This window comes from Thermococcus sp. M36 (genome assembly GCF_012027355.1).
Taxonomy (GTDB): Archaea; Methanobacteriota_B; Thermococci; order Thermococcales; family Thermococcaceae; genus Thermococcus.
In genome coordinates this window covers 1203408-1216043 of sequence record NZ_SNUH01000001.1, presented here as the reverse complement: position 1 = coordinate 1216043, position 12636 = coordinate 1203408, and the positions used below count along the sequence as shown (strand labels likewise).

Below are 12636 nucleotides of genomic sequence, written 5' to 3'. Positions count from 1 at the left end.
TCACCTCCGGTTCATACAACCGCGGCCACGAGGAAAGCCACGACCGCGAGGAATATGCTTATCTTGAGCAGCTTCTGGGCCCTGTGTGCGGCTCGCCTGTCCTGCGACCTGAGCACCGTGTAGGCCGAGTACAGTATGATCACGTCAACCGGCACCATCGCGTAGTAACCCACACCGACGCCTGCCCTGACTGGGAGCACCGAGGCGGCGACGGTGAGCACCGCGAACAGGGCCCCGAGGTAAGCGGCCCTCCGCCTGCCCCAGACTATCGGGAGTGTTCTGGCGCCTTCCGCAAGATCCCCCTCAATATCCTCGATGTCCTTAATAATCTCCCTTGAGACGTTGACGAGGAAAGCACAGAGTGCCAGGTACCCCGCCAGCCCAACGCGCTCAACAGCCAGGGCCCCGTAGAGGGGCGTCGCACCTGTGAGGCCCGCCACAACAAGATTCCCAACGAGAGGGAGGGGCTTCAGCTTCCACGCATAGAGGAACATGGCCGTGTAGGCAACGACAGCGAGTATAAAGGAGTAGATGTTTATCACGTACGCAAGAACCAGCCCCACTGCAAAGAGAACAATGGAGTACCTGAGGGCAGTCGCCCTAGACATGGCGCCCCTGGGAAGGGGACGCTCCGGCCGGTTAATTTTATCAATCTCATAGTCAAAGTAGTCGTTTATGGTGTTGCCCGCAGAACACCCCAGTGCAACCACGAGGAACACTAGGAGGGCCGTGAATACGTCCGGGAGGTGCCCAACTGCCACAATCGAGCCGAGAACCCCCACTAACCCCGCCAGGATGCAGTTGTGTGGGCGTGTTATCTCCACGAACGCCTTCAGTTCCATTAGGCACACCTAATTCAATTTTCGGAGGGGGCTTAAAAAATCTTTGCTAGAGCTCGTCCCTCCTGAGCAACCCCAGCTCCTCACCTGTCTCAAGAACCCGTATGCGGCCGAACCTCAGTTCAGAGGCACGACCAACCAGCTCCGGATCGAGTGGCGTGAGTACCTGCGCCCGCATCTCACTGAAGTTTATCCACTTAAGTATCCCCAGCCCCATGCAGAGCCCGTTTCCGTCTATGAAGCCCACAAGGAGGTTGCTCAGCTTTTCAAAATCAACCGCATGGATGGCGGAACGGGGGTACTGCCTCTGGAAGTCTCCAACATCAGCCTTGACGACAGTGTACCTCTCCGACTTCCAGCCGGCCATGATAAGCCACCCAAAGACCGAGGAGAGCACGTCCTTCTCCTCCGCAGTTAGGGGCCTCCCCCTGAACAGCTCTGTCCCACCAATCGCCATTCCGGAGAGGTCAACCTCCACGATCCCGGCACCGAGGAAGTACCTCCTCCACTTTTCCCTGCGTATCTCCCTGCGCTCGCCCCTGGAATGCTCCCTGGCCCTGTCGCTGACGGATAATGTCACCACCCTGCTGTACCGTGAGAGCACCGCCCCAAGGTGCGCGAGTTCGTTGCCCCTCTCAAGGAGCACCACCACATCCGGCCTAACCAGCTCCGCCTTGAGCCGCTTCATCTCGACCCCAACGCCTGTAACGAACCCTGTGGTGTCTATTAGAACCACGTCGGAACCCTGAACCGCAATGTCCGTCAGCAGCTTAACCCCCGCAACCATCTCGGCCGCGTACTGGGACGGCGAGGTCGTCCCGATGAAGTAGTGAGCGCTCCCCCGCAGCTCGCCCAGAGAACTGAAAGGGGCGCTGACAAAGGAGAGGCTTACAGTGGCGGGGGGCAGTATCCCCTTCTGGCCCACGTCGGAGTCCACAACGGCGACACTAAGGCCTACTTCGATCAACCTGTTGGCGAGAAAGTTCAGGAGGGTGGTCTTCCCCGAATCCGTCGGGCCCACGACCATGACCTTAACGGGCTTTTCAAGCTCAAGTACAGTGTCAAGGAGCTCGAACCTGTCGGGGGGCACTTCATCGGTGTAGGAGGCTTTGTCCATGTTGGCCAGTTGGGGGAAGGGTATTAAAAATGTAATGGGCATCACCCGAAGTGAGAAAGACTTATAAACGGCGCGGGGGGGTATTGAATATAAACAGGCCCGATTTGACATTGAGCCTGTGACCATTTGGTCTAATTAAACAATTCACGTTAACATACGCACAAACACACAGGTCTACAGGAGGTTTTGGAAATGGAGGACAGGTCAGCCCTGACCCCGAGACAGATCAAACTCCTCAGGAAGTTCTATGAGGAGGGCAAAACGATAGAGGTGCACACTGTCGAAAAAACCCAGGACGAGCTGGCCGAGGAGCTGGGAATAACCAGACAGGCCCTCAGCAACCACCTCAAGGTTCTCAAGGAGCTCGGATATATAAGAACCGGAAGGGGCTTTATAGACCTCACGGACAAGGCCCTAGACCTTCTGGGTGAAAAGAAGGGGGACGTCTTTGTTTTCGTCAAGATAGAACCAACAAAGAGGAAGCAGGTCTACGAGGCCATCAAGAGGCTGAAAATCAAGAAGATATACCGCGTAACGGGGGACATTGACCTCATAGTCGAAGCAGACAAGACCAGGCTGGACGAGATACTGGAGGAAATAGCCTCACTGGACGGCGTCAAGGAGACCATCACCCACATCGTCCTTGAGGTTCTATGAGGCATCTTGGGTTCTCTTCCCCTCCTTCAACTTCTTCTCCATCAGCATCCTAAGCCCGTCCAGGTTCTTCCCGAACTTTGCCGATATCGGCACGAAGGTATCGTTGATTTCTGAGTGAGGAACGCCGAACTTCTCCGCGAGGTAGTTTATCGTTCCCTGCAGGTTTTTTATCCTGTCCAACTTGTTCACTGCCACTATAGTTGGTATATTGAGCTCCCTCAGGAACTGGTAGAACTCAACGTCTATGGGTATCTCCCCACGCTTCTCCCACCTTTCAATTATCTCCGGGGCGGCCTTTCCGTCCACGACGAGGACAGCAAGCTCTATTTTCTCGGCGTTGTCCTCGATGAAGCGCACTATCTCGTCCTTTATGCGCTCCTGAACGTGCTTCGGGAGGCCGCTCATGAACCCAAAGCCCGGCATGTCCACTATTACCTTCCCCCTCCAGTTCACCTCCACGGGCCTCCTCGTCACGCCCGGCCTCTTGCCCCTCCTGACCCACTTTCCGGTCAGGCGGAAGATGAGCGTGCTCTTGCCAACGTTCGAACGTCCCACGAATATTATCATCTCTCTCACCGTAAGCGATGAAGATTCTTCGCCTTATAAGCCTTGGCGGAAAAGTTAAGTAGGCGGAGGGATAAATGGTCACGGTGGTGTTTATGGCAGAGGGTGGCGAAGCCAAGGCGAACCAGCTCATCAACAAGTTCGTGATCTCGCTCATCGAGGGCAAAATTCTGGGCTACGTCACGGACATCAACGTGGAGGTTGAGGGGGACCAGTTCTACTTCATCCTGAAGATGAGGGAGATAGAGAACCTCGGCAAGGGCCAGAGCATGTTCTCCAGCGAGAAGAAGCTGAAAATCAGACCGAGCGACATCGTCAACGTCGGGCCCGACGTCATAATCCTAGGAAACGGGAAAGTTCCTCCCCTCAGGGAGATAGAGCGGCTCAACCAGATCGCGGAGGAGTACAACTCCATCGTGAGAGAGCTTGAGGCCAAGGAGAGGCTCATCGAAAAGCTCAAGGAGGAGAACTACGAGCTGACCAAAAAGCTGGACGAGCTCCAGCGTGAGCTCAGAAAGCTTCAGGTGATGGAGGAGGACTTCGAACACCTAAAGGAGCAGCTGGTGAGGCAGGAGGGCCAGCTGGAGATGGCCAAGGACTACATCAGACTGCTTGAGGGGCTGAGGCACGATATAGACAAGATAAAGGACGACGTTGACAGGCTCATACAGAGCCAGCTTGAGGACGTCGTCAGGGCGATAATCAATGAAGAGCTCAACGCAAGGGGGTTAAAAAAGACGAGCTTCATTTAACCGAAAACCTGCGAACCGAAGGCGTGCAGGAGTATCTCGACGGCAACGAGTATGAGCGTCACCGCTATGACTCCCCTGGGGCTTATCTTTATCGCCCTGGTGTCCTCGTCGAAGAACCTCATGAGACCGGCACCGGTCGGGGGCAGTGTGGCCTTTTCCCTCGCCATATTCTCTCACCTCTTTAACTTAAACCGCAGGTTCAAGGTATAAAAAAGTTGTGCCGTGAGGAAACTTTTTTAAAGGCTAAGCCACAGCGCTCACTGGATAAGGGGCTACCCCAATGAATCCCGCTAATGACACAGGAGGTGGGAGGAATGGCTACCTTCAAGCTCGTTATATCCAACCCGAAGAACGGCATTGCCAAGCAGGTCGAGATAAGCGGAGAAGGTGCCGAGAAGCTCGTAGGAAAGCGCATAGGCGAGGAGATTCCGGCCAGCGAACTCGGGCTCAACCTCACCGAGATATTCGGCGAGGAGATCCCGGGCGACGCGAAGCTCAAGATAACCGGAGGCACCGACAAGGACGGCTTCCCCATGAGGCCCGACGTTCACGGTCCGAGGAGGGTCAAGATCCTCGTCTCCCGCGGCCCCGGCTTCAGACCGAAGGAGAAGGGAGAGAGGAGGAAGAAGACGGTCAGGGGCAACACCATCAGCCCCGAGATTGTTCAGATCAACATGAAGCTCGTCTTCTGAGCTTCTTTCCCTTTGCTTCTGGTTCTATAGACGTTCAAATTCTCAGGTTGCATCACCATGCAACTCCTTTACTCTAGCTTCTTTTGACCAATTCTAAGGGTAAAACGCAACTCTGAAAAAATTTATACTCGAAAAAAGGAGGAATTTTTACTTTAAGTAAAAGGAAAGACTTATAAGGGAAATTCAGACAATAATGCAAAAGTTACCTGGGCGGCTGCTGACCTGTTTATATTTCAGAGGTTTGATGGGTCATGGAACAAGACAAAAACCGAAACCCTAACTTTATATCCAAGTGGAAACCTTCCCCCATGCTGGAACGGAATATGTCCTACAAGTGTAGGAGGCCCACGAATGGACTGGATTAAACTTCTGCCTCATGAGGAGGGCATTGAGAAAATAGGGAAGGAAGCCCTTTCCTGCTTTGTTCTTCTTTTTTGGATGTACGTGATGACTATGTGGGCAATATCGAGCGGTATTGTGGTCGATCCCCGCGAGTTTTTTGGCCTGATACTGTCCCCAAAGGCCATTCTAATGGGAATTCTCGCAGTGATCGTGGCGACGGCAATGAGAAAAAGCACAGGGGGAAAAGCCTCTCCCTACCGCTACGGCTGGGCCTTGACGGTGGTTGGAATGCTCCTATTCCCGTTCGTCTCCCTTGCAAGGAGCTACCTTCTGGCAACGCTGTTCTTTATACTGTGGTACTATCTTGTCGTCTGGACGTTCTCATGGGAGGCGGCACCAAAGATCTCAAATCGTAAACAATCCAACTTTAGGGGGTAAAATATACAACCAGAGACTATTTAAAGCCCTGGGAGGTCTCCCCGGAAGGGGTTTGTCAGAGGGCACCTTACATTCCCGAGGAATACCTTCTGGCAATGGCGTTTATAGTGAGCGCATCAGCACTCTTTATTGTAGGCTGGGCCCTAGTGGGTGACAGACACAAGGCGAGCAGACCCGACGAGACCCATTGACTAAATCGCAGTAATTTCTTTCAGACAGAAGATCCAGAGGCCTACTTCATCTAACATGCGGTAACACCAGCACGGGGACAGTGAAGAAACCTTAATAAGTGCCCACTATTTCTACCTCTTAGGGGTGAGAGAAGATGGCAAAGAAGAAGGAGTTTAGACAGGCAGAGGTTAACATCGGAATGGTCGGTCATGTTGATCACGGTAAAACGACACTCACCAAGGCTTTAACCGGAATCTGGACTGACACCCACAGCGAGGAGCTGAGGAGAGGCATCACCATCAAGATAGGCTTCGCGGACGCTGAGATAAGGAAGTGCCCGAGCTGCGGCAGGTACTCCAGCTCCCCGGTGTGCCCCTACTGCGGCCACGAGACCGAGTTTGAGAGGCGCGTTTCCTTCATAGATGCCCCGGGCCACGAGGCGCTGATGACGACCATGTTAGCCGGCGCTTCGCTCATGGACGGTGCCGTTCTCGTTATAGCGGCCAACGAGGGAATAATGCCGCAGACCAGGGAACACCTAATGGCACTCCAGATAGTCGGAAACAGAAACATAGTCATTGCACTCAACAAGATAGAGCTCGTTGACAGAGAGAAGGTCATACAGCGCTACCACGAGATAAAGGAGTTCGTCAAGGGCACCGTTGCCGAGAACGCCCCTATAATCCCGATCTCAGCGCTCCACGGCGCCAACGTTGACGTCCTCCTCGCGGCCATAGAGGAGTTTATACCTACTCCAGAGCATGACCTCAACAAGCCCCCCAAGATGCTGGTTCTGAGGAGCTTTGACGTCAACAAGCCCGGAACCAAGCCGGAGAAGCTCGTAGGCGGCGTCATTGGCGGTTCAATAATTCAGGGCAAGCTCAAGGTGGGCGACGAGATTGAGATAAGGCCCGGCGTCCCCTACGAGGACCACGGCAGGATAAGGTACGAGCCGATAACCACCGAGATAGTCTCCCTCCAGGCGGGAGGGAGGTTCGTGGATGAAGCCTACCCCGGCGGTCTCGTCGGTGTCGGCACCAAGCTCGACCCCTACCTCACCAAGGGCGACCTGATGGCCGGAAACGTCGTCGGAAAGCCGGGCCAGCTGCCACCCGTGTGGGAGGATCTGAGGCTTGAGGTTCACCTCCTGGAGAGGGTCGTCGGAACCGAGGAGGAACTCAAGGTCGAGCCGATAAAGAGGCGTGAGGTGCTCCTCCTCAACGTTGGGACGGCCAGGACGATGGGCCTCGTCACCGGCCTCGGAAAGGACGAGGTCGAGCTCAAGCTCCAGATACCGATATGTGCGGAAGTCGGCGACAGGGTTGCCATCAGCAGGCAGGTCGGCAGCAGGTGGCGCCTCATAGGCTACGGCTTCATCAGGGAGTGAGCTTTTCTTATCCCTTTAATTTCGGTGAGGTTGATGAGCAAAAGAAGAGAGTGGCTGGTAATTCCGGACACGAACTTTCTCCTGGTTCCGGGGCAGTTCGGCGTCGATATAATATCCGAGCTGAACAGGGTCCTCGACGTGAGGTTTAGGGTGGTTGTCCCCAACGTCGTCCTTCAGGAGTTGGAGGTCATAGAGAGAAAGGCTAGGGGAAAGGACCTGATGGCCATCAGGATGGCCAAGAAGCTTGCGGAGAGGTTCGAGACCCTTGAAATCGGGGAGTTCGGGAAGAGGCCCATAGACGACCAGATTTTTGACTTTGTGGTAAAAAACGAGCGCGTTATAGTCTGCACCAACGACAGGGGGCTGAAGAAGAGGTTGAGGGAGAGGGGAATCCCCGTCGTCTACCTGCGCTCGAAGAAGATTCTTGAGCTTGAGGGAATGCTGGGGTGAAAACCCTTAAAACCCCCTCTTCTCCACGTCCTTGGGTGAAAAAAGATGTACACAGAGGAGGAACTGCTGGGTGAGATTAAGGAACTCTTCAACGACGAGGAGCTTTACAAACTCTACGAGAGAGCATTCAGGGGGTACCATTACTACTTCGAGACTACAAACTACATAGTCCTGAACGTCTACCAGTTCAACGACCACGGGCCAATCCACGTCCTCCTCACGACAAGAAGGGTACTGGAGCTTCTGAACATCATCCGGAAGTTCGGAATTCAAACGACGGCAGAAAAGCTCGGCAAGCCCTTCAGGTGGAGCAAGTTCATAGTTGCCTTTGGCGCCCTTTTCCACGACATAGGAAACATGGTTCACCGCGTCAACCACTACGGGTTCAGCGCCTTCCTGGCCGAGCCGATAATAGAGAAGCTCGTCGCAGAGTTCGAACGGGACGACCCCCTCCTGCTCAAGGCCCTCACGCTGAACGCTATATACACCCACGACGAACACGTCCCATGCACGACAATCGAAGGGAGCCTCGTGACCATAGCCGACGGCTGTGACATGGAAGCTGGAAGGAGCAGACTGGCCCACAAGAAGGACAGGGTCGACATACACGCTGTCTCGGCACTTGCCATAGACAGGGTCGAGATCAAGGAGGGCACCATGGAGCAGCCAATACTCATCGAGATATGGATGAAGCATCTGGCGGGCATCTTCCAGGTTGATGAGATACTGACAAAAAAGGTAAAGAGCTCCCTCCTGAGCGGAAAGGTGAAGCTGAGGATCCACGTTGGAGAAGAGCTCATGGAGAAGGTTATTTAACCCCTCCCTCAAATTTTTACCATGCTCGGCGAGGCCTACCGTGACCTCAAGTACCTGCTCAACAGGGGGTACAGAAAGGGCTACGCCCTGGAGTTCATCGCCAACCACTACAGGCTGAGGAGGGAGGAGAGGCACCTGCTGGCCAGGTGCGTGTTCCCCGACTCATGGATCGAGGACGTCAGGAAAAAAATTCTGGGGCCCAAGGATCTCAGGGGAAAAGTCCTGGCCATAGACGGTTTTAATGTCCTTATCACCCTCGAATCCCTCGTAGAAGGGAAAGCCGTGCTCTGTGAGGACGGCCTCATAAGGGATTTAAAGTACCAAGGAAAGTACAGGCTGAACGAAAGAACAGGCCCCCTGCTGGAAGATGTCGCGGCGGCCTTGAAGGAGCTGGAGGTCAGCGGGGCGCTCTTTTTCTACGGCAAGAGCTCCCCAAAGAGCGGGGTTGTTAAGGCCATGACGGAGGCCGCCCTGTCGGGCCTTGGGGTACCCGGAGAAGTGAGGCTCGTAAAGAGCCCCGACTTTGAGCTCAAGAAATTCCGGGTAGTTGCGACTGCGGATGTCGGGATAATCTCCCATGCGGAGTATGTCTTTGATATCCCATCATACATTGGGAGAAAGAGGGGGATCAGTGCGGTACCCTTCCTCAAAATTATCAAACAATGAACATTTTTGGTTCTAACCTGGGACATTTTTATGCAGATCCAGATACTAACCGAGTTAGGGAAAGTCTTTAATACAATGAAAGACAAGGTCATAATATAACAAGTCTTTATGGCCCGTTTTCATTTCTTCGCGGGTTTGGGGGGATTTAGATGAGACGTATCGTAGCGACTATGCTGGTGTTATTACTGTTTGGAATGGTCATGGCAAGCGGCTGTCTTGGAGGCGAGAGCAACGAAGGAAGTGTCTCAGAGACATACTCTGAATCCAGCGTGAGCTCAGGTGACGCCAGTGGAACGGGAGGCTCCGAAGGCGAGACCAGCGCCGCCCCGGCCACATGGAAAACCCCCTGGAACGCGTACAACCCAGTGAGCCTTAACGGCAACTCATACTACATCACCCACATCAAATACTCATTCATCGTCAAGACCCCCACGGGGGAGCAGGCATACGATGTGGAGAAGAGGAGAGGCTACGTTAAGGCACACGTTTATGCCGACGAAAACGGGGAAAAGAAAGACCTCGGCGAGTACAATCTGTTCGCCTACTACGGGAAGATAACCCCCATCAACGACCCCAACATGAGTGCTCCCTTGGAGTACGTCGTCATGGTCAAGGAGAGAACAAACGATACAGACGAATATTTCCTAGCCCCTCTCCCCAATTTCGGTGCCCTTGGGACCGGAAACGCGGTCGTGGCTGAGATGAAATCCGGCGACAACTACTTCTACTGGAGCAACCCCGGGGCAATTGGACAGTACTCGGAGTTACCCTACACGGAGGGGGACATAAATGACGTCATTGGAGACATTGGAGGCTACCTCTTTCAGACGTGGCTCGCAATGCTCAGCTCGGGCGCGTGGAACGGGCTGGAGGGCCACGACCTCATGCAGGCGGATGAATACAGCTTCTCCTTCATGGGTATTGGCTACAGCTACAAGATAAGCCCGGACGGGACGGTCACGTTTGACGGGAAAGACTTCAAGGTCAGCAACGTGGAGTGGGGCTACTCAATTGGGGGCGTAAACGCCCAGGGAAGGGCGACGATAGCCCCAGCACTCCCGATCCCAGTCGAGACAGAGGGGACTTTCGTCAGCATGACAAACGGAGTTAAGATGTACTCGAAGCTCAGGATAGAGGACATAAAGCTCTCAAGGGAGTTCGAGGGAATTAGCGTGAGCGTAGAGAAGCCAACCTCCCCGGGCGAAACCGAGACTGAAACAGACACCCAGACTTCAACCGAGACCTCGACTCCCTCGGACCTTTCCGAGAACTGGAAGCTTGCCTGGGACGCCTCAGAGCCGATAAAGATTGGGAATACTGCTTACGTAATCAAAGGCATCACTTACGACATCACCTACAGAACGCCGGGTGGGGAGGTTCACTACACCATGGAGCGCGGCTACACCGAGACTGATGATGGTTACATGGCCTACGCGGTAGTCAGGATGGACGACGGCCCCACATACAGGTTCGAAGTTTATTTCAGCACAGACGAGCTTGAGGAATACACGGGCTGGGTTCTGTGGATGCCCTCCACCTTCCAGCTTATCGAGAGCAATTCACCCGAAAAGATAGTCATAACTGGGCCTTCCTGCAGCTACACCTACGATGAGAACAGCGGAGAAATGAGCGGAGACATGAACTGTGGCGCCGAGATAACCCAGAGCCCCTTCGACCAGCTATGGGACCTCTTCAACGGCTTTGCCGGCGGAATCTACGGCGATGTAGTTGACGTCTCCTCACTGACCGAGAACGGGAACGGCTACACCGTATCAGGGGACGGAACGATTAGCCTCGCTGGAATGGAGTTCAACGTCTACAAAGTAACCTGGAGCGGGCAGGTTGTTGGCATAGGTACCAACGGAGAGACGAAGGTGGTTCCTGAGCTGCCGTTCCCGGTGGAGATCGAGGCCTCAATAGCTTACCCAGGTGACACCATCTACCTCCACACAACCGTTACTGAGGTTAATCTCGAGCCCACAGGCTGAGCGGGAAACTTTAAATCCTCTCCCGCTCTATTCTTTCACATGTTTGGAGAGCACGAGCTCAGAACGAAGTTCATCAAGGTGGTTGATAGGAAGATCCACCTCGTGGAGAGACCCGGGGGCACCGTTCTCTACCGGCGGGACGACGTCAGGGTTCTCATAAAAAGGGGCGATGAAAGTCTAATGGTTCTGCCCGCCCCGGCGGAGGGGTATGGGGTAGGGTTCCTCATGATAAAGCTCCGGGAGAAGATAGCCCTCCCTCCCAGGGAAAGGATCACCGGATACCTAACGGCGCCCATAGATATCACCATCAGGAGCGGGGACACCGAGATAGACCGCTTTGTCGTTGGGAAGGAGAAGTACGCGCTTTACGGCAGGATAACGTCCGGGGTCATAGCCAGGTACCACACCAGCGGATTCTACACAGAAGTCCCCGAGGCGCCGGGCGTTGTAAAACTCGTCATAGACAACCCAACAGAAAAATGGAAGCTGGTCGAGAAGGTGGTCATCCCGATAAAGGGCAGCACCATGTTCTACTCCAGAGAAAAAGCGTACTATCCCCTGGTTGTGCTCACAACGAGGGAGCCCTACGAGGTGAACAACACGGGGAACCCTCCCGACGGGACGCTCAGAAAGACCCACGAGGCGGAACCCGTGCCCAACTTCAGGATGAGGTGGTAAGTATGGCCAACGTTACACTGCCTTGGCTGCCCTCCGTGTCGGTTGAACTGACCATCGTAAGCGTCCTCAAGGCGGCGGTGATAATTGCAGGTGCGGTTCTGGCGGGGAGGATCACCCGAAAGCTCATCATCAGGAAATCCAAAGAGACCTCCCTAACGTGGATAATAAACCAAGACACCGCCGACATACTCTTCAGGATGTTCGTCCTCGGCGGGACTATCTGGGCGCTGTACGTTCTCGGGATAATGAGCTACAGCATCGGCCCGACCACCGTCGGAAACCTCGCCTTCGCCGCGGGGTTCTTCTACTTCACGTACCTAATAGCGAAGAAGTCCAGGGACTACATGATAGAGGGCTCCGGAGGGGAGCCCGGGCCTGACGTTGTTATCAGGGCCAAGCTGTTCTACTACATCCTCGTAACCATCGCCTTCTTCACGGCGCTGAGCTTTGCAGGGGTCAGTGCCCAGCTTAGCGCCCTCCTGGCGGCGGCGGGAATAACCGGTATCATCCTGGGTTTCTCAGCCCAAACGGTGGTCTCCAACTTTGTTTCCGGGGTCTTCATGTACTTCGACAAGCCCCTCCAGATAGGGGATGCAGTTAAAGTTGGGGACGCAGGGGGAATCGTTGAGGACATAAGGATACTGTCCACCAGGATACGGTCGTGGGACGGGACGCTGATCAGGATACCGAACGAGAAGCTCTTCAACAGCAACATCGTGAACCTGATGCGGTACCCCGCCCGGAGGGTGGACGTGCAGGTCGGGATAGCGTACAGCGCCGACGCCGACCGGGCGGTGGAGATAATTAGGGAGGTACTGGACGCCATCCCTCTGGTGCTCGCCGAGCCGGAGCCCGCGGTGTACATAAGCGAGCTCTCCGACAGCGCTGTCGTGATATCCATCAGGGCGTGGGCACCCAGCGAGAAGTGGTTCGACGTGAGAACCCGGATAGTGCTCGATGTCAAAAAGGCCCTGGACGAGGCGGGCATAGAGATACCGTTCCCGCAGAGGGTCAACTGGTTCGCCAACGAGCTGAAGGTGAGGATAGAGGACAGGGAAGCCCAGGAGGGGGCGTAGCCC

15 protein-coding genes are annotated in these 12636 nt (G+C 54.7%); 11 read left to right on the top strand and 4 right to left on the bottom strand.

The annotated features are described in order from the left end of the window. Window positions 1-11: 11 nt before the first annotated feature. Window positions 12-842, bottom strand: a complete 831-nt coding sequence (locus E3E36_RS06710; protein WP_167894857.1) for a geranylgeranylglycerol-phosphate geranylgeranyltransferase — start codon at window positions 840-842, stop codon at window positions 12-14. Window positions 843-888: 46 nt separating this feature from the next. Next, window positions 889-1956 carry a Clp1/GlmU family protein gene (locus tag E3E36_RS06705; protein ID WP_167894474.1) on the bottom strand — a complete coding sequence of 356 codons (1068 nt, stop codon included), beginning with the start codon at window positions 1954-1956 and terminating at the stop codon, window positions 889-891. Window positions 1957-2148: 192 nt separating this feature from the next. Between E3E36_RS06705 and E3E36_RS06700 the strand changes: the two genes are divergently transcribed. Continuing rightward, the gene (locus E3E36_RS06700; protein ID WP_167894473.1) at window positions 2149-2613 is read left to right on the top strand and encodes an Lrp/AsnC family transcriptional regulator; all 465 of its coding nucleotides are present in this window, start codon (window positions 2149-2151) and stop codon (window positions 2611-2613) included. Here E3E36_RS06700 and engB read toward each other — a convergent pair. Continuing rightward, window positions 2608-3180, bottom strand: a complete 573-nt coding sequence (engB, locus tag E3E36_RS06695; RefSeq protein ID WP_167894856.1) for a GTP-binding protein EngB — start codon at window positions 3178-3180, stop codon at window positions 2608-2610. The two genes, E3E36_RS06700 and engB, sit on opposite strands and share 6 nt — an antisense overlap. A 92-nt stretch (window positions 3181-3272) precedes the next feature. On the opposite strand from engB, the gene E3E36_RS06690 reads away from it, so the two are divergent. After that, entirely contained in the window at window positions 3273-3929 is a 657-nt protein-coding gene (locus tag E3E36_RS06690) for a hypothetical protein (RefSeq protein ID WP_167894855.1), read from the top strand. Here the strand turns inward: E3E36_RS06690 and E3E36_RS06685 are convergent. Next, window positions 3926-4096: a preprotein translocase subunit Sec61beta gene (locus tag E3E36_RS06685; RefSeq protein WP_167894472.1), complete on the bottom strand. Its 171-nt coding sequence runs from the start codon at window positions 4094-4096 to the stop codon at window positions 3926-3928. The genes E3E36_RS06690 and E3E36_RS06685 overlap by 4 nt on opposite strands. Window positions 4097-4243: 147 nt before the next feature. Between E3E36_RS06685 and E3E36_RS06680 the strand changes: the two genes are divergently transcribed. The 9 genes from E3E36_RS06680 to E3E36_RS06640 all read left to right on the top strand — a co-directional run bounded on the left by E3E36_RS06680 (window position 4244) and on the right by E3E36_RS06640 (window position 12633). After that, window positions 4244-4621, top strand: coding sequence for a 30S ribosomal protein S6e (locus E3E36_RS06680; protein ID WP_167894471.1), 378 nt, complete (start codon window positions 4244-4246; stop codon window positions 4619-4621). A gap of 351 nt (window positions 4622-4972) precedes the next feature. Further along, entirely contained in the window at window positions 4973-5401 is a 429-nt protein-coding gene (locus E3E36_RS06675) for a hypothetical protein (RefSeq protein ID WP_167894470.1), read from the top strand. A gap of 325 nt (window positions 5402-5726) precedes the next feature. Next, on the top strand, window positions 5727-6959 hold the full coding sequence (eif2g, locus tag E3E36_RS06670; protein ID WP_167894469.1) for a translation initiation factor IF-2 subunit gamma: 1233 nt from the start codon (window positions 5727-5729) through the stop codon (window positions 6957-6959). 33 nt (window positions 6960-6992) lie between these two features. Further along, window positions 6993-7409 (top strand): PIN domain-containing protein, encoded by a 417-nt coding sequence (locus E3E36_RS06665; RefSeq protein WP_167894468.1) that lies wholly within the window; start codon window positions 6993-6995, stop codon window positions 7407-7409. 45 nt (window positions 7410-7454) lie between these two features. Beyond that, the gene (locus tag E3E36_RS06660) at window positions 7455-8225 is read left to right on the top strand and encodes an HD domain-containing protein (RefSeq protein ID WP_167894467.1); all 771 of its coding nucleotides are present in this window, start codon (window positions 7455-7457) and stop codon (window positions 8223-8225) included. 21 nt (window positions 8226-8246) lie between these two features. Further along, window positions 8247-8891: a DUF434 domain-containing protein gene (locus E3E36_RS06655; protein WP_167894466.1), complete on the top strand. Its 645-nt coding sequence runs from the start codon at window positions 8247-8249 to the stop codon at window positions 8889-8891. 149 nt (window positions 8892-9040) lie between these two features. Next, window positions 9041-10879, top strand: a complete 1839-nt coding sequence (locus E3E36_RS06650) for a hypothetical protein (RefSeq protein WP_167894465.1) — start codon at window positions 9041-9043, stop codon at window positions 10877-10879. Between the two features lie 39 nt (window positions 10880-10918). Further along, complete coding sequence (locus E3E36_RS06645; protein WP_167894464.1) at window positions 10919-11557, top strand: DUF432 domain-containing protein; 639 nt, start codon at window positions 10919-10921, stop codon at window positions 11555-11557. A gap of 2 nt (window positions 11558-11559) precedes the next feature. Further along, window positions 11560-12633: a mechanosensitive ion channel family protein gene (locus tag E3E36_RS06640; RefSeq protein WP_167894463.1), complete on the top strand. Its 1074-nt coding sequence runs from the start codon at window positions 11560-11562 to the stop codon at window positions 12631-12633. The last annotated feature ends 3 nt before the right edge of the window (window positions 12634-12636 follow it).